This is a genomic window from Streptomyces niger (genome assembly GCF_000718305.1).
Classification (GTDB): Bacteria; Actinomycetota; Actinomycetes; order Streptomycetales; family Streptomycetaceae; genus Streptomyces; species Streptomyces niger.
Genome location: NZ_JOFQ01000026.1, coordinates 34,866 through 60,601, shown reverse-complemented (window position 1 = coordinate 60,601; position 25,736 = coordinate 34,866). Strand labels below are relative to the sequence as shown.

Genomic DNA, 25,736 nt, shown 5'->3' with positions numbered 1-25,736 from the left:
CCCGCCGGCTCGTCGCCTGCCTCGGTCGCCCGTCACCGTACGTATGTTCACGCAGCGTTTCCGCTCCACGCCCCGCGGGGCGCGGCTCGCCCGGCTGCTCGCCGAGCGGCGCCTCGTCGAGTGGGGCGTCCCGCACGGCAGTGATGCTTCGTTCGCCGCGCGGCTGATCGTTGGCGAACTCGCTGCCAACGCGGCCAGCCATGGGCGCGTCCCCGGGCGGGACTTCGAGGTGTCGCTCACGCTCCTCGCACCGGCCGCGGCCCCGGCGACCCTCCGCATCGAGGTGAGCGACACCCGGGCCGAGCGTCGCCCGCCGGCCGCCGCCGGGCTGGGCGCGCCCTTCCCGTACGCCGAATCCGGGCGCGGGCTCTGCCTCGTGACGGCGCTCGCCACGCGGTGGACGGTGCGCCCCCGCAGTCCCCTCGGCAAGACCCTGCGCGCCGAGCTGGAGCTGCCGGCCGGGCACTCCCGCAGCGGGCATTGCGGGGGTACGGCAGCGGCAGGACTCTGAGCCACATGGACACGGAAACTCTCGACACGTTGCGGAACACGGTGCGAGGGCCGGTCATCGGGCCGGAGAACTCCGGTTACGACGCGGCCCGGAAGGTCTACAACGGGATGCTCGACAAGCGGCCGGCGGCCGTCGTGCCGTGCCGGGACGTGGTGGATGTCCGGGACGTGGTGGCGTTCGCCCGGGAGGAGGGCGTCGAGCTCGCCGTGCGGTGCGGTGGGCACAGCGCGCCCGGACTGGGGGTGGTGGACGGCGGGGTCACCGCCGACCTGGCGCCCATGCGGTGGGTGCGGGTCGACCCGGAGGCCAGGACCGCGCAGGCCGGGGGCGGGAGTCTGCTGGGGGACCTGGACCATGCGACGCAGGGGTTCGGGCTCGCCGTGCCCACCGGCATCAACTCGACGACGGGGATCGGCGGGCTGACGCTGGGCGGGGGCCACGGGTACCTCACCCGCAAGTACGGCCTGACGCTGGACAGCCTGCTGGCGGCCGACGTGGTGCTGGCGGACGGGACCCTCGTCACGGCGAGCGAGAGCGAGCACGAGGACCTGTTCTGGGCGCTGCGCGGCGGCGGTGGCAACTTCGGCGTGGTGACGTCGTTCACGTACCGGCTGCACCCCGTGGACACGGTCGGCTTCGGCGTCACCGTGTGGCCGGTGGAGCGTACGAGGGAAGTGCTCGGCTGGTACCGGGAGTTCACGCCGCGCGCCGCCGAGGACGTGTACGGGTTCTTCGCGGTGCTGGCCGTGCCGCCCGGGCCGCCGTTCCCGGAGGAGCTGTACGGGCGGAAGATGTGCGGCGTGGTGTGGTGCCACGCAGGGGATACGGAGCGGACCGAAGCGGTGCTCGCGGAGGCGCTCACGGGGGCGCGCGAGGCGGGGCGGCCGGCGTTCCACTTCTCGACGCCGATGCCGTACGTGGAGATGCAGCGGCTGTTCGACGAGCTGCTGCCTACAGGGCTCCAGTGGTACTGGCGCGGCGCCTTCTTCGACCGGGTGCCGGACGAGGCGCTGGACGTGCACCTGCGGTTCGCGGAGGCGCTGCCCACCGGTCTGTCGACGATGCACCTGTACCCGGTGGACGGCGCGGCCGGGCGCGTCGGCCGGGCGGACACGGCGTGGAGCTACCGGGACGCCCTGTGGTCAGGGGTGTTCGCCGGCATCGACCCCGACCCGGCCAACGCGTCGGCGCTCAAGGAGTGGTGCGTGGGGTACTGGGAAGCGCTGCACCCGTACTCCATGGGCGGGTCCTACGTGAACTTCCTCGGGGTGGGCGAGGGGGAGGAGCGGGTCCGGGCCACGTACCGGGAGAACTACGACCGGCTGGCGCGCGTCAAGCGCCGGTACGACCCGGACAACGTCTTCCACGTCACCCAGAACGTCAGGCCGGCACCGGCGGCGTGACGTCGAAGTCGTAGGTCACGCCGGTCAGTTCCTCCGAAGCGGCCCACAGCAGCTCGGACGTGGTGTCGTTCCGCGTCCGGGGGGCGCGGAACGACGGCGCCGGGGCACCGCGCATGCCGCCCTGCGGGCCGATGAACGCGTCGGGGCGCATGCCCGGCGCTGTCGCCGCGCAGAGCGTGGGCAGCGCGCCCGCCTCGGCGGGCTGCGCGAAGAGGCGGTTGGCGAGGGCGACGACCCGCTCGGGGCGGGTGCGGCCTTCCATGCGGATGCCGGCCGTCTGGAGGTTGGTGGCGGCGTAGCCGGGGTGCGCGGCGACGGCGAGCACATCGGAGCCGGCGCGGTCGAGCCGGGCGGCCAGCTCGTGCGTGAAGAGGAGGTTGGCGGACTTGGAGCGGCCGTAGGCGGGCCAGCGGCGGTACGGGCGGCGCTCGTAATTGAGGTCGGCGAGGTCGACGTCGGCGAGGGCGTGGAGGCCGCTGGAGACCGTGACGACGCGGGCGCCGGGGGTGGCGAGCAGGGCGGGGAGCAGCAGGCCGGTCAGCGCGAAGTGGCCGAGGTGGTTGGTGCCGAACTGCATCTCGAAGCCGTCGGCGGTGCGACGGTGGGGCAGCGCCATCACGCCGGCGTTGTTGATCAGCAGGTCGAGGCGGGTGGCGGCCAGCTCGTCGGCGAAGGCCCGGACGGAGGCCAGGTCGGCGAGGTCGAGCGTGCGGAGCACGACGTCGGAGGCGGGCAGTTCGGAGTGCAGCCGGGCGACGGCCGCGGCGCCGCGGTCCTTGTCGCGGCAGGCCAGCACCACCCGCGCGCCGCGGCGGGCGAGCTCGCGGGCGGTGGCGTAACCGAGGCCGCTGTTGGCGCCGGTGACGACGGCCAGCCGGCCGCTCTGGTCGGGGATGTGGGACGTGTTCCAGCGGCGGGCCATGTGCCTGCACCTCTCGGTTGCGTAGGGACGCGGTACGCATGCAGTAGTGCCCGTGCGACCGGTACGTATGTACGCGCACGTACTCCCCGGTAGAGGGCTGCGGCCAGCGTACGCCGATCCGTACGCCGGGCCGCAGAGGCAGGTGTCACGCGGCCGCGGCCGCCTCCGGGGTGGTGCGGGTTTCGAACACCGGGATGGAGACCGACGGGTCGTCGAGGCAGGTGCCGGTTGCGAGGTCGAAGCGCTGCTTCAGGAGGGGGGAGGCCACGTAGGGGTGGCCGTCGGCGGAGCCGGTGAGGCCGCGGGAGAGGACGTAGGCGCCGGTGAACGGGTCGCGGTTGTCGATCGCGTAGGTGCGGCCGGCGCGGTCCAGGAACACCGCGGCCTGTCGGCCGTCGGGGAGGAGTACGGCCACGCCGCGGCCGGGGACCAGGCCGGTGGTGGCGCAGACGGCGAGCCAGCCGCGGTCCGTGCGCAGTTCGACGGTGCCGGTGGTCAGCGAGCGGTCGAGGGCCAGGGTGTCGGTCATCGGGAAACGGTCCCTTCGAGGGTGCGGACGGGGAGGGTGGGGCCGGCCAGCAGGTCCAGGTCGGGCTTCATCTGGTCCCGCTCGGGGACGAAGCGGACGGAGGGGTCGGGCGCTTCGGGGGCGTTGACGAAGGAGACGAAGCGGGCGAGCCGCTCGGGGTCGGCGAGGGTGTCGGCCCACTCGTCGCGGTAGGCCGAGACGTGCGCGGCCATCAGGGACTCCAGCTCGTCACAGAGGCCGAGGGAGTCGTGGACGACCACGTCGCGTACGTGGTCCAGGCCGCCCTCGATGCGCTCCAGCCAGGCGGAGGTGCGCTCCAGCCGGTCGGCGGTGCGGATGTAGAACATCAGGAAGCGGTCGATGAGGCGGATCAGCTCGGCGTCGGAGAGGTCCTGGGCCAGCAGGTCGGCGTGGCGGGGGTCGGCGCCGCCGTTGCCGCCGACGTACAGGTTCCAGCCGTTGCTGGTGGCGATGACGCCGAAGTCCTTGCCGCGGGCCTCGGCGCACTCGCGGGCGCAGCCGGAGACCGCGGACTTGAGCTTGTGGGGCGAGCGCAGGCCCCGGTAGCGCAGTTCGAGGTCGATGGCCATGCGGACGGAGTCCTGGACGCCGTAGCGGCACCAGGTCTGGCCGACGCAGGACTTCACGGTGCGCAGCGCCTTGCCGTACGCGTGGCCGGACTCGAAGCCGGCGTCGACCAGCCGGGCCCAGATGCGGGGGAGCTGGTCCACGCGGGCGCCGAACAGGTCGATCCGCTGGCCGCCGGTGATCTTCGTGTAGAGGCCGAAGTCGCGGGCCACCTCGCCGATGATGATCAGCTTCTCGGGGGTGATCTCGCCGCCGGGGATGCGCGGCACGATCGAGTACGAGCCGTTGCGCTGGAGGTTGGCGAGGAAATGGTCGTTGGTGTCCTGCAGGGCCGCCTGCTCGCCGTCCAGGACGTAGCCGCTGGCGCCGAGGGTGGGCGCGAGCGAGGCGATGATCGAGCCGACGGTCGGCTTGCAGATCTCGCAGCCGTCGCCGTCCTTGGCCTCCGGGCGGCCGTGCGAGGCGAGCAACTGCTCGTACGAGGTGAGGCGCAGGGTGCGGACGATCTCGTACAGCTCGGCGCGGGTGTGCGGGAAGCAGCCGCACAGGCCGGTCTCGACGGTGACGCCGTTCAGCTCCAGCTCGTCGTTGACCAGGGTGGTCAGCGCCTTGACGCAGGAGCCGCAGCCGGTGCCGGCCTTGGTGCACTTCTTGACCTCGGGGACCGTGCCGCAGGAGTGCTCGGTGACGGCCGCGCGGATGGTGCCCTTGGTGACGTTGTGGCAGTTGCAGATGACCGCCTCGTCGGGGAGCGCGGATGGGCCGAGCGCGACGGGGGCGCCGGCCCCGGCGGGGAGGACCAGCTGCTCGGGGGAGATCGGCGGGACGGTGCCGGTGAGCGGGCGCAGGGTGCCGTACGCCTCGGCGTCGCCGACCAGGACGCCGCCCAGCAGCGTGCCGTCCTGGCCGATGACCAGCTTCTTGTAGACGCCCGAGCGGGAGTCGGCGTACACCACGTCCAGGCAGCCCTCCGCGGTGCCGTGCGCGTCGCCGAAGGACGCCACGTCCACGCCGAGCAGCTTGAGCTTGGTGGAGGTGTCGGCGCCGGTGAAGCCCGTGGTGTCCGCCGCGGCGATCGCGGCCGCCGCCGTCTCGGCCATCTCGTAACCGGGCGCGACCAGGCCGTACACCCGGCCGTCGGCGGCCAGCGCGCACTCGCCGATCGCGTACACGGCCGGGTCGGTCACCGTCCGGCAGGAGGCGTCCACCACGATGCCGCCGCGCTCGCCGACCGCCAGGCCGCAGTCGCGGGCGAGCTGGTCGCGCGGCCGGACACCGGCGGAGAAGATCACCAGGTCGGTGTCGATGCGGGAGCCGTCGGACAGCTCCATGCCGGTCACCGCGCCGTCCGGGCCCGCGGTGATCTCCTTGCCGCCGACGCCGGTGTGCACGGTCACGCCCATGTCCTCGATGGTGCGGCGCAGCGCCCGGCCGCCGCCCTCGTCGACCTGTACGGGCATCAGCCGCGGCGCGAACTCCACGACGTGCGTGTCCAGACCGAGGCCTTGGAGCGCGCCCGCCGCCTCCAGGCCGAGCAGACCGCCGCCGACCACCGCGCCGGAAGCCGCCCCCCGCTGCTCCTGCAAGCGTTGCGCGTACTCCTCGATGGCGAGCAGGTCCTCGATCGTCCGGTAGACGAAACAGCCCTCGCTGTCCTTGCCGGGGACGGGCGGCACGAAGGGGTACGAGCCGGTGGCCAGGACGAGCTGGTCGTACCGGACGGTGAAGCCGGACCGGGCGGTCACGGTGCGGGCCGCGCGGTCGACGGTCTCGGCCGGGTCGCCGAGCCGCAGCTCGATGCCGTGCCGCGCCATGAAGTCCGCCTCCACCAGGGAGAGGTCCTCGGGCGTTCGGCCGGCGAAGTACGAGGTGAGCTGGACCCGGTCGTAGGCCGGGCGGGGCTCCTCGCAGAGGACGACCACGCGCGCGGCGGCACCGGTCAGGCCCCGGTCGGCGAGGGCCTCCAGGAAGCGCTGGCCGACCATGCCGTGGCCGACGAGCACGATCGTGGGTGCCCCGGTCGTGGGTGCGGTGTTCGCCTCGGCAGTCACAGTCAGGAGCCTCCATCGTGGATGAGCAGGCGGAGCACGGGGGCGACCTGCCCGCCGCGGGTCACCACCGCGTGCTGTTCCGCGGTCATGCACAGAAGCGTGCGGGGCGGCTGTTACCCGACCGCATCCCGCCCGTTTCCGCCGGGGAACGCTGCTCTCCTCACACGGCACCCCGCCGTGTGAGGAGCACGACGGGGCGCCGGCCACGATGAACCGCCGGCCCCTGGAACCGGCCTGTACGCAGTGCTCTGGGGCCGGACCGCGGAGGGGACGGTCCGGCCCACTCGGTGGGCGGTGGTGTCAGGCGGCCGCCTTCGTCAGGCGGCGGGCCGCCAGTTCCGCGTATACCGCGGCGCCGTCCGCGAGGACCGCGTCGTCGAAGACCGCGAGCGGGGAGTGGTTGTTGGGCGAGGTCTCCGGGTCGGCGCCGGCCGGCGGGGAGCCCAGCGTCAGCATCGCGCCCGGCACCTCGGCGATCACCCGCGAGAAGTCCTCCGAGCCGTGCAGCGGCTGCGGCAGCGGCGCGTAGAACTCCTCGCCCAGCGCCTCCCGCACGGTGTGCGCCACGAAGTCGGCCTCGGCGTGGTCGTTGACGGTCACCGGGTACTGCTCGACGAACTCCGCGTCCACCTCGACCCCGTACGCCCGCGCGATGCCGCGGCAGACCTCCGGCGAGCCCTCCCGGACCTTGCGCTGGGCGGTGGGGGAGAAGCTGCGGACGGTCGCGTGGAAGGTGGCGGAGTCGGGGATGACGTTCTGCTGGGTGCCCGCGTGGAAGGTGCCCACCGTCAGCACGACCGGGTCGAAGACGTCGAAGGTCCGGGTGATCCACGCCTGCAGCGCGGTGACCATGGCACAGGCGGCCTGCACCGGATCCTTGGCGCGGTGCGGCATCGAGCCGTGCCCGCCCTCGCCGTTGACGGTCACCTTCAGCACGTTGGAGGCGGCGAGCGCCGGGCCGCCGCGGGTGCCGAACACGCCGCTCCGCAGGCCCGCCGACATCACGTGGATCGCGTACGCGGCGTGCGGGCGGCTGCCGGAGGCGTCCAGCACGCCTTCGGCCAGCATCTGCCCGGCGCCGTCGAAGCCCTCCTCGCCCGGCTGGAACATGAAGACCACGTCGCCCGCGAGCCGGTCGCGGTGCGCGGAGAGCAGCTTCGCGGCGCCGGTCAGCATCGAGGTGTGCAGGTCGTGGCCGCAGGCGTGCATCCGGCCGGTGTCGGCGGCGAAGTCCAGGCCGGTCTTCTCGGCCACCGGCAGCGCGTCCATGTCACCGCGCAGCAGCACCGTCGGGCCCTCCTGCGCGCCGCGCAGCACCGCCGTCACCGAGCTGAGGCCGCTGCCCGTGCTGATCTCCAGCGGCAGTCCGTCCAGCGCCGCCAGCACCGTCTCCTGGGTACGCGGCAGGTCCAGGCCGACCTCGGGGATGCGGTGCAGCGCGCGGCGCAGCTGAACGAGGTCGCCGGCGAGGGCGCGGGCGTCGTCCCGCAGATTCATGTGTGCTCCTTCGGAGAGGGGGTGGCAGCAACGAGAGGACCGCAGCGCGAGGCGTTCCACAAGAGGGCCTCGCGGCCGGCGGGTTCAGTTCCCGGTGGTCCTGGGCCGGCGGATCAGGAAGGTGCCGGCGAGCGAGACGGCGGCGGCGCCCGCGGCCCACCACGGCACCAGCGTCAGGTGCCCGGCCTTGGCCAGGCCCTCTGCGAGCAGCGGGAACGTGCCGCCGAACAATCCGATCGCGATCGTGTACGGCACGCCCATCGCGACCACCCGCACCGCGACCGGGAAGAGCTGCGCGAACAGCACGTTCGTCAGCCCGATCGGCGCCGCGATCAGCACCAGGTACACCACCGTGACCAACCACATCGGCACGGCGCCGTGCGCCAGCGCCAGCATCAGCGGCACGGTGGCCAGGGCCAGCAGGGACAGCCCCATCCGCAGCGTGCGCAGGGCGCCCAGCCGGTCGGCGAGCCGGCCGACCATGACCATCGCCGCGACCAGCAGCACCAGCGGGCCCAGCATCGAGGCGGCCGACTCGGTGCCGGAGACGACGCCGAGCTGCTGCGCGTACTGGGGGAGGTAGGTGGTGCCGTAGTAGTACCCGACGGTGGCGCCGACCGAGATCAGGAAGACGGCCGCCATGTTGCGCAGGTTTGCCCGGTACAGCGCGCGCCGCTCGGCGCCCTTCGGGCCGTCCGCGCCCGTCTCGGCGAACTCCGTGCTCTCCCGCACGCCGCGCCGGATCCACAGCGCGATCAGCCCGAGGGCGGCCGCCACCAGGAACCCGATCCGCCAGCCGCCCCCGCGCACCCCGTCCTCGCCGAGCGCCACCAGCAGCAGGGTCAGCACGCCGAAGGAGAGGATGTTGCCGATCACCACGCCCGAGTACGAGATCGAGCTGTAGAGGAAGCGCAGGTGGCGGGGGGCTGTCTCGGTGACGTACGCGGCGGCGCTGGGGTTCTCGCCGCCCATCGAGAGGCCCTGGACCAGCCGCAGGAGGATGAGCAGTACGGGCGCGGCGGTGCCGATCAGCGCGGCGGTCGGCAGCAGCGCGATCAGCACGCTGGCGCCGGAGATGATCGTCATGCTGAGGGTGAGCGCGAACCGGCGGCCGCGCGAGTCGGCGAGCCGGCCCACCACGTAGCTGCCGAAGGGCCGGACGACGAAGCCGACGGCGAAACCCAGGTACGCGGCGAGCAGCTTGGTCACCGGGTCGTCGCCGGGGAACATCGCCGCGGCGAAGTACGGGGCCAGTACCGCGTAGACGGCCCAGTCGAAGGACTCCACGACACCGCCGACGGTCGCGGCGAGCAACGCCTTGCGCCCGTTGCCGTGCGCCGTGCGTGGGGTGTCCGCGGTTCTCGCCGTGACCGCTGATGTCATCGCCAACCTCGTCTCGTAGGCCCGGACGACCGAACGTCCGGTTTGGGGCGGTGCCGGAATGGCTCGAATGGATCGCCATGCTGGCCAGCGGCCGAAGGTGGGGAAACGAATTACCCTTGGTACGCAGGAAAGCTTCAGGAAGGCGCTGACCATGCAGGAAAACGTGCCTACGACGCTGCAAGGGCTCGACGCCCGGCTGATTCACGCCCTGCAGATCGCGCCGCGCGCCTCGTGGCAGACGATCGCGCCGGTGCTGGGCGTCGACCCGGTCACCGCGGCCCGCCGCTGGAACCGCCTGGAGCGCGCCGGGCTCGCCTGGGTCACCGCCTACCCGGGCCCCCGGCGGCTGGACCGGATGTGTGTCGCGTTCGTCGAGATCGACTGCGTGGCGGGCAGCGTCGAGACGGTCACGCGGACCCTCGTGAGGCTCCCGCAGGTGGCCACCGTCGAGCAGATGGCCGGCGGCCGGGACCTGGTCATCACCGTGTTCGTACCGGGCCTCGCGGCCCTCTCCGAGCTGCTCCTGCGGCGCATCGCCGAGCTGCCGGGCGTCACTGCCACCCGCGCCGCCATCGGCACCCGGGTCTACGGCGAGGGCAGCCGCTGGCGGCTGCGCGCCCTGGACGCCCGCCAACGCGAGGCGCTGCGCACCGCCGAGGCGCCGGCGAGCGTGGCCGCGCCGCTGGACGCGCAGGACCGGGCGCTGATCACGGAGGTGTCCCGGGACGGCCGGGGAAGCGCCGTGGACCTCGGGCGGGCGGTCGGGCTGAGCGCGCCCACGGTACGGCGCCGCCTCGGCCGGCTGCTCGCCGACCGGGACATCGCGCTCCGTTGCGAGGTGGCCCGCGAGCTGACCGAGTGGCCGATCTCGGCGACCCTGTGGGCGAGCGTGCCCGCCACCCACCTCGCCGAGACGGCGCGGGTCCTGCTGGGCCTGCCCGAGGTGCGGCTGTGCGCCGCCGTCACCGGGCGGCAGAACCTGCTCTGCACGCTCTGGCTGCAGTCGGTGCAGGACGTGCAGCGGCTGGAGATCCAGCTCGGCGAGCGGCTGCCGCACCTCCAACTGCACGACCGGGCCATCGTGCTCAAGCAGTCCAAGCTGATGGGGCGCGCGCTGGACGACCGGGGGCGGGCGCGGGACGTCGTCCCGGTCGACCCGTGGGCGGGCTGAGGCGGCTCCCGGCTTCGAGTCGTCGGCGACCGCCCCGGCGACAGCCCGGGGCTGCTCCCGATCACCGGCCGCAGCCCGCTGCTCCCGGGCGCCGGTCCGCGGCTAGCGGTCCGCCGCTTCTGCCAGCAGTGCCATGTCCGCCGGGCTCAGTTCGAGGTCCGCCGCGGCGAGGTTCTCCTCCAGGTGCGCGAGCGAACCGGTACCGGGCGTGGGGAGCAGCACGGGGGAGCGGTGCAGCAGCCAGGCCAGCGCGATCTGCCCGTGGCGCGCGCCGTGCCGCTCCGCGACGAGGTCCAGGGCGCGTGCCGCGCCGCCGGCCAGCCCGCCGTTGCCGAGCGGGAACCACGGCAGGAACGCGATCCCCTGCCGCTCGCACAGCGTCAGCAACTCCTCCGAGCCCCGGTCCAGCAGGTTGTAGCGGTTCTGCACGGAGGCGATCGGGGCCAGCGCCAGCGCGGCGGTCAGCTCGGCCGGGCGGACCGTGTCCAGGCCCAGGTGCCGGATCTTGCCCGCGTCCCGCAGCTCCAGCAGCGTGCCCAGCTGATCGGCGAGCGGCACCTTCGGGTCCAGCCGGTGCAGCTGGTACAGGTCGATGGTGTCCCGGCGCAGCCGCCGCAGGCTCGCGTCGCACATCGCACGCAGCGACTCGGGGCGCCCGTCGATGTGCCAGGCGTCCGCGCTCGTGCGGATCACGCCGCCCTTGGTCGCGATCACCAGTCCCTCGGGGTACGGGTGCAGCGCCTCGGCGACCAGCTCCTCGGCCACCCCGGGACCGTAGTTGTCGGCCGTGTCGATGAGGTTCACCCCGCGCTCCACCGCGCGCCGCAGCACCGCCACCGCCTCCCGCGGATCGGCGTGCCGCGGACCCCAGTAACCCGGCCCCGCCAGTTGTGCCGTGCCGTACCCGAGCCGCCGTAATGGCAGCTCGCCGCCCAGGGAGAAGATCTCGGAGTCCATGACTCACCACCCTAGAGCGGCCGGTGGTCCTTAAGATCACCTGGTGCCTGACATATCCCTGACGACCCTGCTCCTGCTGTGCCTGGCCGCGCTGACGGCCGGCTGGATCGACGCCGTCGTGGGTGGTGGCGGGCTGATCCTGCTGCCCGCGCTGCTCGTCGGCCTGCCGCACGTGCCGGCCGCCTTCGTGCTCGGCACCAACAAGTCGGCGGCGGTGGTCGGTACGACGGGCGCGGCGCTCACCTACGTCCGCAGGACGCCGCTGGACGTGCCGTCCGCGGTGCGCATCGGGCTGGCGGCGGCGGGTGGTTCGCTGGGCGGCGCGTTCCTCGCGGCGGGGCTGGACAGCGCGGTGCTGCGCCCGCTGATCATGATCGTGCTGGCCGGGGTGCTGGCGTTCGTGCTGCTCCGGCCGTCCTTCGGGACCGCGCCCGCGCCCGCGGGCCCGGTCACCCGGCAGCGGGTGCTCGCCGCCGTACTGATCGCCGGGCTCGGCATCGGCTTCTACGACGGCCTGATCGGGCCCGGCACCGGCGCGTTCCTGGTCATCGCGCTGGCGGCGATCCTGCACATGGACCTGGTGACCGCGTCGGCCACCGCCAAGGTCGTCAACGTCTGCACCAACATCGGTGCCCTGGCGATGTTCACCTACCAGGGCACCGTGCTGTGGGGACTGGGCGCGCTGCTCGCGGCGTTCAACCTCGCGGGCAGCACGGCCGGCGCCCGGATGGCGCTGAAGAAGGGCGCCGGCTTCGTGCGCGGCGTGCTGGTCGTGGTCGTCGCGGCGCTGCTGTGCTCGATGGCGTACGACCAGTGGCTGGCCTGACCAGGGCGCTCCGGGCCCGTTGGCTCAGAGCTTGTTGAGCGCCTGGCGGAAGGCGGCCTTGAAGGCCGGCACCGGGGCCTGCGCGAAGGTGCCCATCTCGCCCCACCGCACGACCGTGACCGTACGGCCCGAGCGGCCCACGCCGAAGAGGTGGATGCCCGGCTCGGACTCGGGCATCGAGGTGTGGACGCCGTGGACCCGGCCGCCGTCCGCCGCGCTCACCGTGCCGTAGTCCTTCCAGGACGCCGTACCACCGGGCTTGTCGTGCAGCCAGTCGCCGGCGCAGCGCGCGACCTGCCGGCGCAGCTTCGCCGCCAGCCGGCGCGCGCTGTCGTCGTCGGCCGTCACCACGGTGACCTGCCCCGCGTTGGTGTCGTACTCGGTCCAGTAGCTGCGGTGGTACGTGCCGTCCCCGGCGGGCACCGCACCGCCGTCCAGGCAGAACGGCGCCGGGTCGGGCAGCCCCGGCGTCACCTTCGAGGCGTACCAGGGCGAGGACGCGTGCGGCGGGAGCTCGCCGGGCGCGAGGAAGCGCGGCGGCGCGCTCGTGGCCGGGGCTGCGACCGCCGCGGTCGTGCCGGCGGCGGCCAGCACGGCCACGGTGGCGGTGAGCGCGGTGCGGCGGCGCACATCACGGAGACGCATGAATGAGACCTTTCCCCCGATGCGGTACGTAGCGGAATCCCGGTACGTAACGGAACTCTCGCCGGTGAGACCGCCGGGCCGGGGCGAAGGTTGTGCCGTCCTCGGCGTCACATGCCGTCGACGTGCGTCACCGAGGTCAGGAGCAGGGCGGAGTTCTCGACGGCCGTCACGCCGTGCTTCTCGCGCGGGACCGGCGCGACCTGCCCCGCGATCATGTCCTGCTTGCCGTCGCCCGTCGTGATCTGCACGTGCCCGTGCAGGATCTGCACGCTGCCCGCCGGCGGCGAGACGTGCTCGTCCAGCGAGGCGCCGCCGATCAGCGCGATCACGGTCTGCCGCAGCGGCCCGTCGTGCAGGAAGAGCCGGGCGCTGCGGCCGTGCGGGTCGGCCTTGGCGTCGTCGAGCTGCTGGCGGGCGAGGGCGGTGAGGTCGTCCATGGGGGGCCCTTCGGTCGCGGAGTGCCGGCGTTTCGGTGGCATGTTTTGTCCCATCCTGGCGGGTGCGCGGGGCGCCGCAAGTCATCGGCGCGCCGTGGTACCCGTGGAGGGGGAAGGATCAGGTACCCACCCGTCCGCGACCTAAAAGGACCCGTACCCGTGACCGATCAGCCCGTCGACACCGCACCGCCCGCATTCCTGACCGTGATGACGACGACCGACGCGGCGGAGAAGGCCGAGGCGCTGGCCCGCGGCGCCATCGAGGCGCGCCTCGCCGCATGCGCACAGGTCAGCGCGCCGGTCACCTCCGTGTACCGGTGGCAGAACGCCATCGAGACCAGCCAGGAGTGGCAGGTGCTCCTCAAGACGACCGGCTACCGCTACCAGGAGCTGGAGGAGTACCTCCGCGGGGCGCACGACTACGACACCCCGGAGATCATCGCGCTGCCGGTCGTCCACGGCGCGGCCGACTACCTGGCCTGGATGCAGGAGGAGACCCGCTAGCGGGCTGCTCAGCGCAGCGCCCGCGCCACCCCGTTCTCGCGCGGGCCCAAGAAGTGCGGGTCGGGGCGGAGTACCGCGTCGGCTGCTGCCTTGGGCGCCGCGAGGACCTCACGTACGGCGCCGTAGTACCAGGTCACGTCGTGCGCGTCGGTGGCACCGACCCCGTATGCGTCGATGCCCGCCGCCGCGCACAGCGCCAGCGCCCGCCGGACGTGGAACCCCTGGCTGACCAGGATCGCCCGGTCGACCCCGAAGACGCGGCGGGCGCGACTGCAGGAGTCCCAGGTGTCGAAGCCCGCGTAGTCGCCGACGATCCTCCGCGCGGGTACCCCGCGCGCGGTCAGGTACCGGCGCATGGCGTCCGGCTCGTCGTAGTCGTGGGTGCTGTTGTCGCCGGTCACCAGGATCGCCCTGATCCGGCCCGAGTCGTACAGCGTGGCCGCCGTGTCCAGCCGGTGCGCGAGGTACGGGGACGGCTCGCCGTCCCACAGGCCCGCGCCGAAGACCACCGCCACCGGCGCCGCCGGCACGTCGGCCACGGTCCGCACCCGGTCGCCGGTCGACAGCCGCAGCCAGGTCGCGGGCAGCAACGCGAGCACGCAGACGGCCACGACGGCCTGCACGGCCCGCCGGCGTCCCCGAGTCGTGCGCGGCAGCCGCAACCGCTGCCGCAGCCACCGTGCCGCCCGCCGCACCAGGCCGTTCGCCCGCACATCCATGACGCCCCCGTTCCGTCGCGCTTCGATCAGTCCTCCGACCTACCGGACAGCGACGCGCGGCGGCCTGGCATGGTTGCGAGCGGGAAGAACGCACAAGAGGAGAACCGACCCATGAACGACCGGCCCGACGGCCACGAGCGGCTGCCCTTCTTCGTCTACGGGACGTTGCGACCGGGAGAGGCCAACCACGCCTGGGCCCTGCGCGGCCGGACCGCGGCCGAGCAGCCGGCCACGGTCCAGGGGGCGCTGCTGTACGACGGGCCCGGCTACCCGTACGCCGTCCGGGGCCCCGCCGACGCCGCGGTCCACGGCCACCTCGTCACGCCCGCCGAAGACGTCTACGACGAGGTCCTGGCGGTCCTGGACCGGCTGGAGGGCTACACGCCCGGCGCGCCGCACAACGACTACGACCGCGTCCGGTGCGCGGCCGTCCTGCCGGACGGCACCTCGGTGCCCGCCTGGGTCTACCTCGCCGCCGAACCCCTGGCCGGCCGCCTGCGCGCCGCCGGCACCCCGATCCCCGGTGGCGACTGGCTCGCCACCGACCGACGTGCCGCGGGCCCGGTGGGCCCCGGCGTCGCCGCCAACGAGGGCCGCGCCTTCGCGGCCGCCACTGCCACTGCCACTGTCCAGGAAGGTCTCTGAACCGAGCATGACCACCGCCCACCCCCCGGTCCCCAAGGCCGAACTGCATCTGCACATCGAGGGCACGCTGGAGCCCGAGCTGGCGTTCGCGCTCGCCGCGCGCAACGGCATCGCGCTGCCGTACGCCTCCGAGGACGAACTGCGCCGCGCCTACTCCTTCAGCGACCTGCAGTCCTTCCTGAACCTGTACTACGCGCTGATGGCCGTGCTGCGTACCGAGGAGGACTTCGCCGACCTGGCGCACGCCTACCTCGCGCGCGCGAAGGAGCAGGGCGTGCGGCACGCGGAGATCTTCTTCGACCCGCAGGCCCACACGTCCCGCGGCGTGCCGATCGGCACCGTCATCGAGGGCCTGGGACGGGCCCTGGACGCCGCGCAGGAGACCTACGGCATCTCCACCCGACTCATCATGTGCTTCCTGCGGGACGAGAGCGCGGAGTCGGCCCTGGAGACCTTCGAGGCGGCCCGCCCGTACCTGGACCGGATCACCGCCGTCGGGCTGGACTCCGCCGAGGTCGGCAACCCGCCGTCGAAGTTCCGCGAGGTGTACGCGCGGGCGCGGGAGGCCGGGCTGAAGTGCGTGGCGCACGCCGGTGAGGAGGGGCCGCCCGCGTACGTGTGGGAGGCGCTGGACCTCCTCGGCGTGGACCGGGTCGACCACGGCGTGCGGTGCATGGAGGACCCGGAGCTGGTGGCGCGGCTGGTCGCGGAGCAGATCCCGCTGACGGTCTGCCCGCTGTCCAACGTCCGGCTGCGGGTGATCGACGACCTCGCCGACCATCCGCTGCCCGCCATGCTGGACGCCGGTCTGCTGGTGACCGTCAACTCCGACGACCCGGCCTACTTCGGCGGCTACGCGCACGACAACTTCACCGCCGTGCGGGACGCGCTGGGCCTGGACGAGGACACCCTGCGCACGCTGGCCAGGAACTCCTTCCGGGCCTCCTTCCTGGACGAGGAGACGCGCGCGGCGTACCTGGAGGAGGTCGACGCCCACCGCGGCGCCTGACCGCTGCCCGCGGGGAACCGGAGCGGTACGGGCAGGCCCTCCCCGGCGGCCGGCCGGCCGCGTGAGACCGGAGAAACGACTCGTCACTCCCGCGCAACGCTCCGGCAACTCTGCGCTGGCACGCTCCCATCATGACGGCGTCGCAAGCGCACCTTGCCGCTTCGGTTCCCTTCGACAGTACGGCGCAGCTCATGACAGAGATCACCGCACAGCTCAGTACGCAGCTCAGCCGGGTCAGACTCCACAGTCGCCGCACCGTGCCGAGCTGCGGCACCGCCGCCGCGACGCCGACTCTCGTCGCAGTCGCACACGGCAGCCGCGACCCCAGGGCCCTGGAGACCGTCACGGCCCTGCTGGACCGGGTGCGGCAGCACCGCCCCGGACTGCCGGTACGTCTCGGCCACATCGAACTGAACGCGCCATTGTTGCCCGACGTGCTGGCCGAGCTGGACGGCGACGCCGTCCTCGTCCCGCTGCTGCTGGGCCGCGGCTACCACCTCAAGCACGACATACCGGCGACGGCCGCCGCCGCACCGCACCTCAGGACCCGCATCGCCGGGGCGCTCGGACCGCACTCGCTGCTCGCCGAGGCGCTGCACGAGCGGCTGACGGAGGCCGGGACGCGGCCCGAGGCACCGGGCACGGGGATAGTCCTGGCGGCGGCCGGCTCCCGGGACCCGCACTCCGCCGCCGACACCGGGCGCACCGCCCGCCTGCTGTCCGCACGGCTCGGCGGCACACCCGTCGTCCCCGGTTACGCGGCGGGCGCCGGGGCCACCGTCGAGGAGGCCGCCGACGGGCTGCGCACCCGTGGCCTGCGGCCCGTCGTGGCCTCGTACTTCACCGCGCCCGGCCGGTTCGCCGCCGCCTCCGCCGCCGTACTGGAGGCCGCGGCGGCGCCCCTGGGCGACCACCCGGCCCTCGCGCGTCTCGTCCTGCACCGTTACGACCAGGCGCTCCGCTCGCGTACCGGGTCCGACCGCGAAGGGGCCGGTGCGGCTACCGTCGCGGTATGACGGGTACGCCCTTTCAGCCCACCGGCCGTCCGCCGCACGGGGACGGCACCGGCCCGGTGCCGCACGCTGCCGCGCGCCCCGACCGGGCGCCGCACCCCGACGCGCGCCCCGGTGCGCAACTCCCGTACGCCGCGCATCCCGACGCGCCGCCGAACCCCACGGACCCGGCGGCGCCGGGGCTGCCGGAGTACACCGGCTACACGCTCGCCGACGCCGAGCGCTGGGTGCCCGAGCCGGACAAACGGCCGGGCCGCACGGCCTTCCAGCGCGACCGGGCACGCGTGCTGCACTCCGCCGCGCTGCGCCGGCTGGCCGGCAAGACCCAGGTGGTCACGCCGGGTGTCACCGCGTCCGGTGCGGGCCGGCCGCACGCCTGGGACGCCACGCCACGGACCCGGCTCACGCACTCCCTGGAGTGCGCGCAGGTGGGCCGGGAACTGGGCGCGGCGCTCGGCTGCGACCCGGACCTGGTGGAGACCGCCTGCCTGGCGCACGACCTGGGCCACCCGCCCTTCGGGCACAACGGCGAGCAGGCCCTGAACGAAGTGGCCGCGGCCTGCGGGGGCTTCGAGGGCAACGCGCAGTCCCTGCGGCTGCTCGCCCGGCTCGAACCGAAACGGTTCGTCACCGACGACGACGGCCGCGTCGTCAGCGTCGGCCTCAACCTCACCCGCGCCGCCCTGGACGCGGCGACCAAATACCCTTGGCAGCGCGGCGGGCACCCGGCGGACCCGCGCTCGCGCAAGTTCGGGGTGTACGCCGACGACCTGCCCGTCTTCCGGTGGCTGCGGCAGGGCGCCCCCGAAGGGGCGCGCAGCTTCGAGGCGCAGGTCATGGACTGGTCGGACGACGTGGCGTACTCGGTGCACGACGTCGAGGACGGGCTGCACGCCGGGCACCTGGATCCGGCCGTGCTGTACGCGGACCCCGAGCGCGCCGAGGTCTTCGCGGTGGCCGCCGACCGGTACGCGCCCGGCGCCGGCGACGCGGAGCTGGGCGCGGCGCTGGACCGGCTGCTGGACCAGGAGTGGTGGCCGCACGGCTACGACGGCTCCGCGGTCGCCCAGGCCCGCCTGAAGGACGCCACCAGCCAGCTGATCGGCCGGTTCTGCCTGGCCGCCGAGACCGCCACCCGCGACGCCTTCGGGGACGGGCGGCTCACCCGCTACCGGGCCGAGCTGGTCGTCCCCGAAGAGGCGCGCCTGGAGTGCGCCGTACTGAAGGCGGTCGCCGACCGCTACGTGATGCAGCGTCCCGACCAGGAGGCGCTGCGCGCCGAACAGCGGGTGATCATCGCCGAGCTGGCGGAGGCGCTGCTCGCGCGGGCACCGGACGGCCTCGACCCGCAGTTCCGGTCGCTGTTCGACGCGGCCGGGGACGACACCGCCCGGATGCGGGCCGTCATCGACCAGATCGCGGCCCTCACGGACGCCTCGGCGCGCACCCTGCACGCCCGTCTCACCCGCCCCAGGGGCCACGCAGCGGCGGACCGCCCGCCCGCGCGTGACAACTAAGGGTGACGCATCAAGGGCCTACCCTCTTCCCCCATCACGCTCTGTGCGGGACGCTCGAACCCGGGCGGTGCTGAGGGCCCGAACGGGGGTATGGCTTTTTCGAACGGGGTGCCGACGGGGGTCGAACGGGGGGCGTTCAAGGCGCAGACGCACTGCGCCGCAGCGAGGAGGAAGCAAGTGGTCGACGCACACCAGACGTTCGTCATCGTCGGCGGTGGCCTGGCCGGGGCAAAGGCGGCCGAGACCCTCCGGTCGGAGGGGTTCAGCGGCCGGGTGATCCTCATCTGTGACGAGCGCGACCACCCGTACGAACGGCCGCCGCTCTCCAAGGACTTCCTGATCGGCAAGGCCGAACGGGACAGCGTCTTCGTGCACGAGCCGGCCTGGTACGCGCAGAGCGACATCGAGCTGCACCTCGGCCAGCCCGCCGTCGCCCTGGACCCGGTCGCCCGCACGGTCCGGCTCGGTGACGGCACCCTCATCGCGTACGACAAGCTGCTGCTGGCCACCGGCGCCGAGCCGCGCCGCCTGGACATCCCCGGCACCGACCTCGCCGGCGTCCACCACCTGCGCCGCCTCGCGCACGCCGAACGGCTGCGCGGCGTGCTGGCCTCCCTCGGCCGTGACAACGGCCACCTCGTGATCGCGGGCGCCGGCTGGATCGGCCTGGAGGTCGCCGCGGCGGCCCGCTCCTACGGCGCTGAGGTCACCATCGTCGAGCCCTCGCCGACCCCGCTGCACGGCGTGCTCGGCCCCGAGATCGGCGAGCTCTTCACCGAGCTGCACCGCGAGCACGGCGTCCGCTTCCACTTCGGCGCCACGCTCACCGAGATCACCGGCCAGGGCGGCGTCGTGCTGGCCGCGCAGACCGACGACGGCGAGGAGCACCCGGCGCACGACGTGCTCGCCGCGATCGGCGCCGCACCCCGCACCGCCCTCGCCGAGCAGGCCGGGCTCGCCCTCGTGGACCGCGCGGCGGGCGGCGGCATCGTCGTGGACGCCTCGCTGCGCACCTCCGACCCGCACATCTTCGCGGCCGGTGACGTGGCCGCCGCGGCCCACCCGGTCCTGGACACCCGGCTGCGCGTGGAGCACTGGGCCAACGCGCTCAACGGCGGCCCGGCGGCGGCCCGCGCCATGCTCGGCCAGGAGGTCTCCTACGACCGCATCCCGTACTTCTTCTCCGACCAGTACGACGTCGGCCTGGAGTACTCCGGATACGCCCCGCCCGGCTCGTACGAGCAGGTCGTGCTCCGCGGCGACGTCGGCAAGCGCGAGTTCATCGCCTGCTGGCTGGACGGCGGCGGCCGGCTGCTCGCCGCGATGAACGTCAACGTGTGGGACGTCACCGAGCCGCTCCAGGCCATGATCCGCTCCGGGCGCGGCCTGGACGCGGAGGCGCTGGCCGACCCGACGGTGCCGCTGGAGACGTTCCTGTCGTAGCGTGCGGGCATGCAGATCCGTACCGCGCCCGCCCCAGTGGCGGAGATCTTCGACCTCCGCTGGTCGGTGCTGCGCCCCGGGCTGCCCGCCGACGCCGCCGTGTACCCGGAGGACGCCGACCCCGGCGTCTTCCACATGGCGGCGTACGACGGGGACGCGGTGGTGGCCTGCGCGACCTTCTTCCCCGACCCGGTGCCGGGCGAGGAGGACGTGCCCGCCTACCGCTTCCGCGGCATGGCCAGCGCGCCCGAGGTACGCGGGCGCGGCTTCGGGGCCGCCGTGCTGCGCGCCGGCATCGAGGAGGCGGCGCGGCGCGGTGCCACGTACGTGTGGTGCAACGGGCGGGTCTCCGCGCGCGGCTTCTACGAGCGGATGGGCTTCACCACGGACGGTGAGACCTTCGAGATCGTGCCGAGTGGCGCGCATCACCGCTTCGTCCTCAAGACCGCCGCGGGCTGAGGAGCGGGCGGGCCGCCGGGGGCCGCCGGGGGAGCGGACCCGGGAGTTGTCGGTGGTCCCCCGTAGAATTCTCGCGTGGCAGGCAGGATCAACGATGACGACGTGCGGGCGGTGCGGGACGCGGTCCCGATCGATGCCGTCGTGTCCGAGTACCTCCAGCTCCGCAACGCCGGCGGCGGCAATCTGAAGGGCCTCTGCCCCTTCCACGACGAGAAGTCCCCCTCCTTCCACGTCAGCCCGGCCAAGGGGCTGTACCACTGCTTCGGCTGCCAGGAGGGCGGCGACACCGTCGACTTCATCATGAAGGTCGACCACCTCTCCTTCGCTGAGACCATCGAGCGCCTCGCCTCCCAGGCGGGCATCACCCTGCGGTACGAGGAGGGCGGCTACGCCCCCGGACGCCAGCAGGGCGAGCGGACCCGCCTCGTCGAGGCCCACAAGATCGCCGCGCAGTTCTACGTCGACCAGCTGGACGGCCCCGAGGCCGAGATCGGCCGGAAGTTCCTCGCCGAGCGCGGCTTCGACCAGGCCGCGGCCCAGCACTTCGGCGTCGGCTACAGCCCGGCCGGCTGGGACCACCTCACCCGCTTCCTGCGCGGCCGCGGCTTCACCGACAAGGAGCTGATCCTCTCCGGCCTCTCCCAGGACGGCCGCCGCGGCCCCATCGACCGCTTCCGCGGCCGCCTGATGTGGCCCATCCGCGACATCGCCGGCGAGGTCGTCGGCTTCGGCGCGCGCAAGCTCCGCGACGACGACAACGGCCCGAAGTACCTGAACACCCCCGAGACGCCGATCTACCGCAAGTCCCACGTGCTGTACGGCATCGACCTGGCCAAGAAGGAGATCGCCAAGGGGAACCGCGCGGTCGTCGTCGAGGGCTACACCGACGTCATGGCCTGCCACCTCGCGGGCGTCCGCAGCGCCATCGCCACCTGCGGCACCTCCTTCGGCGAGGGCCACATCAAGATCCTCCGCCGGCTCCTGATGGACAACAGCGGCTCCGAGGTGGTCTTCACCTTCGACGGCGACGCGGCGGGCCAGAAGGCGGCGCTGCGCGCCTTCGAGGAGGACCAGAAGTTCGCCGCAGAGACCTCCATCGCGATCACGCCCGGCGGCATGGACCCCTGCGAGCTCCGCCTCGCCAAGGGCGACCAGGCCGTCGCCGACCTGGTCGAGTCCCGTACCCCGCTGTTCGAGTTCGCCCTGCGCCAGCTCGTCGCCCGGCACAACCTCGCCACCCCGGTCGGCCGGGCCGCCGCGCTGGACGAGGCCGCGCCCATCGTCGCCAACATCAAGAACAGCTCGATCCAGCACGAGTCCGCCGTCCAGCTGGCCGGGCTGCTCGGCATCCTGGACACCCAGTTCGTGGTCCGCCGCGTCTCCCAGCTGGCCCGCTGGGCCCGCGAGCGCGGCCGGGACGCCCGGGACGCGCGCGACCAGGGCAAGCCGCAGCGGCGCGGCCCCGAGCCCGCGCAGCCCGCAGTGCCCGAGGCCCCCCGCGGCCCCGCGCTGAACCTCCGCAGTCCGGCGCACCGCGTCGAACGGGAGCTGCTCAAGCTCGCCCTGCAACGCCCCGACCTGGTCGCGCCGACCTTCGACGCGTACGGCGTCGACGAGTTCACCGCGCCGCCGTACGCCGTCGTACGCCGCTGCATCGAGGACGCCGGCGGCACGGCCGCGGCGGACGCCGGCTTCCTCACCCGCGTCCGCGAGGCCGCGCCCGACGACACGGTGCGCTCGATGGTCACGGAGCTGGCCGTCGAGCCCCTGCACACCCGCCGGGACCCCGACGAGCTGTACGCGGGCGTCCAGCTCGTCGCCGTACGCCTCGCCGCCGTACGGCAGCGCTGCACCGAGATCCACGGCGCGCTCCAGCGCCACGACCCCCGGACCGGCGACGACGCCTACACCGCCCTCCAGCAGGAGCTGTGGGTCCTGGAGCAGTACGCCCAGTCCCTCCGGGAGCGCGGCGCCGCGGCGCTCTGACGGCCGCCGGCCTACGAAGCCGCGGCCGGCCCATGCGGCTCCGTGGGCCGGCGGCGCCGCCCCGGCCGGACCGGCTCGTTCTCCGTAACCGACCGGTCACCCGCTGAATGCAAAAAGTCGTCGCACGCCCCTCGTGGCGGGAGTGTGTCGTACTCCACACTGAGAAACGGTGCCTGAGTCCTCGGAGCGCGACGGATCCGGATGCAACGACCCGGAGTCCGACGCCAACCCGCTCTTGATGTACGGGACGGACGGCGGCTCGGCCGCAGCCGTACCCGACCTTTGTGCCGCCTCAGCAGCGATCACCCTGGAGGTCGCCCCCGTGCAGACCCCGAGCCTCGCCGACGCGCCGGCCGCCGCGGCCGCCACCGTGCCCCAGCAGGCCGAGCCGCCCGCCCCCGAGATGCTGGCCGACGAGCCGGATCCGGCACCCGAGACGCCGCCCGAGCCGCCTTCCAGGCCCGAAGCGGGCGGCCCGTCCTCCGATCTTTTTCGCCAGTACCTCCGGGAGATCGGCCGGATCCCGCTGCTCACGGCCGCCGAAGAGGTCGAACTGGCCCGCCGGGTCGAGGCCGGCCTGTTCGCCGAGGCGAAGCTCGGCAACACCCCCGACCTCGACTCCCAGCTCGCCGTCGACCTCGACAAGCTGGTGGTGCTGGGCCGGATGGCCAAGCGCCGCCTGATCGAGGCCAACCTCCGCCTGGTCGTGTCGGTCGCCAAGCGCTACGTCGGCCGCGGCCTGACCATGCTCGACCTCGTACAGGAGGGCAACCTCGGCCTCATCCGCGCCGTCGAGAAATTCGACTACGCCCGCGGCTACAAGTTCTCGACCTACGCGACGTGGTGGATCCGCCAGGCCATGTCCCGCGCCCTCGCCGACCAGGCCCGCACCATCCGCGTCCCGGTCCACGTCGTCGAGCTCATCAACCGGGTCGTACGGGTCCAGCGCCGCATGCTCCAGGAGCGCGGATACGAACCGACGCCCCAGGAGGTCGCCGCCCACCTGGACCTGCCCGAGGAACGCGTCAGCGAGGTCCTCCGCCTCGCCCAGGAGCCGGTCTCGCTGCACGCGCCCGTCGGCGAGGAGGACGACGTCGCGCTCGGCGACCTCATCGAGGACGGCGACGCCGCGTCCCCCGTGGAGTCCGCCGCCTTCCTGCTGCTGCGCGAGCACCTCGAAGCGGTGCTCTCCACCCTCGGCGAACGCGAACGCAAGGTCGTCCAGCTGCGGTACGGCCTGGTCGACGGCCGACCGCGCACCCTGGAGGAGATCGGCCGGATCTTCGGCGTCACCCGCGAACGCATCCGCCAGATCGAGTCCAAGACCCTCAACAAGCTCCGCGACCACGCCTTCGCCGACCAGCTCCGCGGCTACCTGGACTGACGCCGCACCGGCCCGACCCCGGCTCGCAGCGGCCCGGGAAGCCGGAAGCAGGGCTCCGCCCGCCGTCGCCTCCTGAAACGCGGCGAGGCGACCGAAGCGCCCGGCGACCGGCGCGTCCGGCTCCCTCACCGGCCGCCCGGCTCTCGCCCCCCGGGTGCGTCTCGCCCCGCGGGGCCGTTCGGACCGGCGGTCCCGGCGCTCAGCCCGTCGACGCCTCCTCGAAGGCGCCCGGATATGCCTCGTCCCGCACCGTCGCGTACTGCTGCCGCACCGCCTGGCCCACGGCCAGCTCCTCGCCCGGCTCGAACACCTGGCAGGCCGCCGCCGGCCAGGCCGGCGGCTCCTGCGCCGTGTGCGTGCCGTGCGCGAGCCCCAGCGCCCACGCCGCCTGCCGGGCCGCGCCCAGCGCCGCGTAGTCCGCCGGTTGCGGCACCACGACCTGCGCGCCCAGGAGCGCGGGCGCCGCGGCCTGTACGGCGCCCAGCTCCGCTGCGGCACCCAGCAGGAACACCCGGCGCACCTGCACGCCCCTGCCGCGCAGCACGTCCAGCGCGTCCGCCAGCCCGCACAGCATGCCCTCGACCGCGGCCCGCGCCATGTGCTCGGGCTTCATGCTCTCCCGCCGCAGCCCGTGCAGCGAGCCCGCGGTGTGCGGCAGGTGCGGGGTGCGCTCGCCCTCCAGGTACGGCAGCAGCACCATTCCGTGGGCGCCGGGCGACGACTTCAACGCCAGGTCCGACAGGCCCTCCAGGTCGGTGCTCAGCGCGTCCGCCATGCCGCGCAGCACCCGCACGGCGTTGTTGACGTGCACGACCGGCAGGTGCATGCCCGTCGCGTCCGCGAAGGACGTGATCGTGCCCGTGGAGTCGGCCAGCGCCTCGTGGTGGATGCCGAAGACCGAGCCGGAGGCGCCCAGCGACACCACCGCGTCGCCGATGCCGACGCCGAGCCCGAAGGCCGCCGCCATCGTCTCGCCCGTACCGGCGGAGATCAGCAGGCCCTCGGGCGTCACCCCGGCCGCGTCGGCCGGGCCGAGCACCTCGGGGAGCCGCACCTGGTGCCCGAGCGCCAGCTCGACCAGGTCCGGGCGGTACGTGCCGCTCGCCGCCGACCAGAACCCGGTCCCCGAGGCGCCGCTGCGGTCCGTCGTGCGGCGCGCGGGGCGCCCCAGCAGCTGCCAGACCAGCCAGTCGTGCGGCTGCATGATCTCGGCGACGCGGGCCGCGTTCTCGGGCTCGTGCCGCGCCAGCCAGCGCAGCTTCGCCACCGGCTGCGCGGCGTGCGGCACGGAGCCCACGCCCTGCGCCCACGCCGAGCGCCCGCCGAGCGCGTCGATCAGGTCGGCCGCCGCGCTCTGCGCCCGCTTGTCGTTGCCCATCAGCGCGGGACGTATGAGGGAACCCTCGCCGTCCAGCGGCAGCAGCCCGTGCTGCTGGGCCGAGACGCCGATGGCCTGAACCCCCTCCAGGAGCCCGTCGGCGGCCGCCTCGCCGAGTGACATCAGCCACGTCTGCGGATCGACATCGGGTCCCTTCCCGTCAGGGTGCGGGGCGTACCCCTGCCTGACGACGGCACCACTCTCGGTGTCACAGACGACGATGCGTGTGCTCTCGGACGAGCTGTCCAACCCGGCGACTATCCCCATGCGCCTGATGATGCCGCATGGGGCGGACGGTACGGAAAAGCGGTCTCCCCGGGTCGCGCGACGGCGGCCCGGGGAGACCGGTGGGTCCGGCCGGGTGCTCCCGGCGGAGGAAGATCAGGTGTTGCTGGTGCCCCAGTCGTCCTCCGTGCCCGGGCGCTGCTCGCGCAGCGAACGCACGCGGTCCGTCACGGAGTTCGGCATCTTGTCGCCCACCTTGGCCGACACCGTGTCGTACGCCTTGGTCGCGGCCTCCCGCCCGGTCTGCGCGGCGGACTCGGCGGTGTTGCGCACGGCGGGGTTCTGCGCGATCCGCCGTGCGCTCTTGCGCAGCTGTTCGTACCGCTCCCGCCCGGCCCGCGTGCCGAGCACGTATCCGATGGCCAGTCCCGCGATGAACGTGAGCCGGTAGCGCATCGCTCCACCCTTCTGTCTGGTCGTTCCCGCTCTCCGGTACCCGCCGTCGAAGCGGTCAGTCGCCGGGCTGTGCTCCGC

Annotated in this window: 24 protein-coding genes; 13 read left to right on the top strand and 11 right to left on the bottom strand. The window is 73.8% G+C overall.

Translation table 11 applies throughout. The features are described 5' to 3' along the window. The first annotated feature begins 43 nt into the window (after positions 1–43). Both IF20_RS32590 and IF20_RS32585 read left to right on the top strand, forming a co-directional pair. Entirely contained in the window at positions 44–511 is a 468-nt protein-coding gene (locus IF20_RS32590; RefSeq protein ID WP_110944757.1) for an ATP-binding protein, read from the top strand. A 5-nt stretch (positions 512–516) separates the two neighbouring features. Further along, positions 517–1,914, top strand: a complete 1,398-nt coding sequence (locus IF20_RS32585; protein ID WP_052869025.1) for an FAD-binding oxidoreductase — start codon at positions 517–519, stop codon at positions 1,912–1,914. Here the strand turns inward: IF20_RS32585 and IF20_RS32580 are convergent. The 5 genes from IF20_RS32580 to IF20_RS32560 all read right to left on the bottom strand — a co-directional run bounded on the left by IF20_RS32580 (position 1,892) and on the right by IF20_RS32560 (position 8,884). Then, positions 1,892–2,836, bottom strand: coding sequence for an oxidoreductase (locus IF20_RS32580; protein WP_052869024.1), 945 nt, complete (start codon positions 2,834–2,836; stop codon positions 1,892–1,894). The genes IF20_RS32585 and IF20_RS32580 overlap by 23 nt on opposite strands. Positions 2,837–2,981: 145 nt before the next feature. After that, positions 2,982–3,365, bottom strand: a complete 384-nt coding sequence (gene nirD / locus IF20_RS32575; RefSeq protein WP_052869023.1) for a nitrite reductase small subunit NirD — start codon at positions 3,363–3,365, stop codon at positions 2,982–2,984. After that, positions 3,362–5,938: a nitrite reductase large subunit NirB gene (gene nirB, locus IF20_RS32570; protein WP_110944763.1), complete on the bottom strand. Its 2,577-nt coding sequence runs from the start codon at positions 5,936–5,938 to the stop codon at positions 3,362–3,364. Before nirB ends, nirD begins: the two co-directional genes overlap by 4 nt. A 366-nt stretch (positions 5,939–6,304) precedes the next feature. Further along, positions 6,305–7,501 carry a M20 metallopeptidase family protein gene (locus IF20_RS32565; RefSeq protein ID WP_052869021.1) on the bottom strand — a complete coding sequence of 399 codons (1,197 nt, stop codon included), beginning with the start codon at positions 7,499–7,501 and terminating at the stop codon, positions 6,305–6,307. A gap of 84 nt (positions 7,502–7,585) precedes the next feature. Next, positions 7,586–8,884 carry an MFS transporter gene (locus IF20_RS32560; protein WP_052869020.1) on the bottom strand — a complete coding sequence of 433 codons (1,299 nt, stop codon included), beginning with the start codon at positions 8,882–8,884 and terminating at the stop codon, positions 7,586–7,588. Positions 8,885–9,035: 151 nt separating this feature from the next. Between IF20_RS32560 and IF20_RS32555 the strand changes: the two genes are divergently transcribed. Next, positions 9,036–10,055 (top strand): Lrp/AsnC family transcriptional regulator, encoded by a 1,020-nt coding sequence (locus IF20_RS32555; protein ID WP_052869019.1) that lies wholly within the window; start codon positions 9,036–9,038, stop codon positions 10,053–10,055. Positions 10,056–10,157: 102 nt separating this feature from the next. On the opposite strand, the gene IF20_RS32550 is transcribed toward IF20_RS32555, so the two are convergent. Continuing rightward, positions 10,158–11,012 (bottom strand): aldo/keto reductase, encoded by an 855-nt coding sequence (locus tag IF20_RS32550; RefSeq protein WP_052869018.1) that lies wholly within the window; start codon positions 11,010–11,012, stop codon positions 10,158–10,160. A gap of 40 nt (positions 11,013–11,052) precedes the next feature. Between IF20_RS32550 and IF20_RS32545 the strand changes: the two genes are divergently transcribed. Beyond that, the gene (locus tag IF20_RS32545) at positions 11,053–11,838 is read left to right on the top strand and encodes a TSUP family transporter (RefSeq protein ID WP_199896861.1); all 786 of its coding nucleotides are present in this window, start codon (positions 11,053–11,055) and stop codon (positions 11,836–11,838) included. Between the two features lie 24 nt (positions 11,839–11,862). Here IF20_RS32545 and IF20_RS32540 read toward each other — a convergent pair whose 3' ends face one another. Together IF20_RS32540 and IF20_RS32535 are read right to left on the bottom strand one after the other, a co-directional pair. Then, positions 11,863–12,483 (bottom strand): sensor domain-containing protein, encoded by a 621-nt coding sequence (locus IF20_RS32540; protein WP_052869016.1) that lies wholly within the window; start codon positions 12,481–12,483, stop codon positions 11,863–11,865. Positions 12,484–12,590: 107 nt separating this feature from the next. Continuing rightward, on the bottom strand, positions 12,591–12,920 hold the full coding sequence (locus tag IF20_RS32535) for a cupin domain-containing protein (protein WP_052869015.1): 330 nt from the start codon (positions 12,918–12,920) through the stop codon (positions 12,591–12,593). 207 nt (positions 12,921–13,127) lie between these two features. Here IF20_RS32535 and cutA point away from each other — a divergent pair, with 207 nt between their 5' ends. Next, a complete protein-coding gene (gene cutA, locus IF20_RS32530; RefSeq protein ID WP_052869051.1) occupies positions 13,128–13,424 on the top strand; it encodes a divalent-cation tolerance protein CutA in 297 nt (98 codons plus the stop codon). 8 nt (positions 13,425–13,432) lie between these two features. Here cutA and IF20_RS32525 read toward each other — a convergent pair whose 3' ends face one another. Next, positions 13,433–14,143 (bottom strand): SanA/YdcF family protein, encoded by a 711-nt coding sequence (locus IF20_RS32525; RefSeq protein WP_052869014.1) that lies wholly within the window; start codon positions 14,141–14,143, stop codon positions 13,433–13,435. A 111-nt stretch (positions 14,144–14,254) separates the two neighbouring features. On the opposite strand from IF20_RS32525, the gene IF20_RS32520 reads away from it, so the two are divergent. The 8 genes from IF20_RS32520 (at position 14,255) to IF20_RS32485 (ending at position 23,599) form a co-directional block, all read left to right on the top strand. Then, positions 14,255–14,788, top strand: a complete 534-nt coding sequence (locus IF20_RS32520) for a gamma-glutamylcyclotransferase family protein (protein ID WP_110944755.1) — start codon at positions 14,255–14,257, stop codon at positions 14,786–14,788. 7 nt (positions 14,789–14,795) lie between these two features. Beyond that, positions 14,796–15,797: an adenosine deaminase gene (locus IF20_RS32515; RefSeq protein WP_052869013.1), complete on the top strand. Its 1,002-nt coding sequence runs from the start codon at positions 14,796–14,798 to the stop codon at positions 15,795–15,797. Between the two features lie 191 nt (positions 15,798–15,988). Continuing rightward, the gene (locus IF20_RS32510; protein WP_110944754.1) at positions 15,989–16,813 is read left to right on the top strand and encodes a sirohydrochlorin chelatase; all 825 of its coding nucleotides are present in this window, start codon (positions 15,989–15,991) and stop codon (positions 16,811–16,813) included. Further along, positions 16,810–18,327 carry a deoxyguanosinetriphosphate triphosphohydrolase gene (locus IF20_RS32505; protein ID WP_234426909.1) on the top strand — a complete coding sequence of 506 codons (1,518 nt, stop codon included), beginning with the start codon at positions 16,810–16,812 and terminating at the stop codon, positions 18,325–18,327. Before IF20_RS32510 ends, IF20_RS32505 begins: the two co-directional genes overlap by 4 nt. Positions 18,328–18,504: 177 nt before the next feature. After that, entirely contained in the window at positions 18,505–19,770 is a 1,266-nt protein-coding gene (locus tag IF20_RS32500; RefSeq protein WP_052869012.1) for an NAD(P)/FAD-dependent oxidoreductase, read from the top strand. A gap of 9 nt (positions 19,771–19,779) precedes the next feature. Further along, on the top strand, positions 19,780–20,229 hold the full coding sequence (locus IF20_RS32495; RefSeq protein WP_052869011.1) for a GNAT family N-acetyltransferase: 450 nt from the start codon (positions 19,780–19,782) through the stop codon (positions 20,227–20,229). 75 nt (positions 20,230–20,304) lie between these two features. Further along, the gene (gene dnaG, locus IF20_RS32490; RefSeq protein ID WP_052869010.1) at positions 20,305–22,215 is read left to right on the top strand and encodes a DNA primase; all 1,911 of its coding nucleotides are present in this window, start codon (positions 20,305–20,307) and stop codon (positions 22,213–22,215) included. Positions 22,216–22,384: 169 nt separating this feature from the next. Continuing rightward, the gene (locus tag IF20_RS32485; protein WP_052869009.1) at positions 22,385–23,599 is read left to right on the top strand and encodes an RNA polymerase sigma factor; all 1,215 of its coding nucleotides are present in this window, start codon (positions 22,385–22,387) and stop codon (positions 23,597–23,599) included. A gap of 199 nt (positions 23,600–23,798) precedes the next feature. Here IF20_RS32485 and IF20_RS32480 read toward each other — a convergent pair whose 3' ends face one another. Both IF20_RS32480 and IF20_RS32475 read right to left on the bottom strand, forming a co-directional pair. Continuing rightward, positions 23,799–25,244 carry an FGGY family carbohydrate kinase gene (locus IF20_RS32480; RefSeq protein ID WP_052869008.1) on the bottom strand — a complete coding sequence of 482 codons (1,446 nt, stop codon included), beginning with the start codon at positions 25,242–25,244 and terminating at the stop codon, positions 23,799–23,801. 114 nt (positions 25,245–25,358) lie between these two features. Then, the gene (locus tag IF20_RS32475; RefSeq protein WP_052869007.1) at positions 25,359–25,658 is read right to left on the bottom strand and encodes a YtxH domain-containing protein; all 300 of its coding nucleotides are present in this window, start codon (positions 25,656–25,658) and stop codon (positions 25,359–25,361) included. Positions 25,659–25,736: the final 78 nt, after the last annotated feature.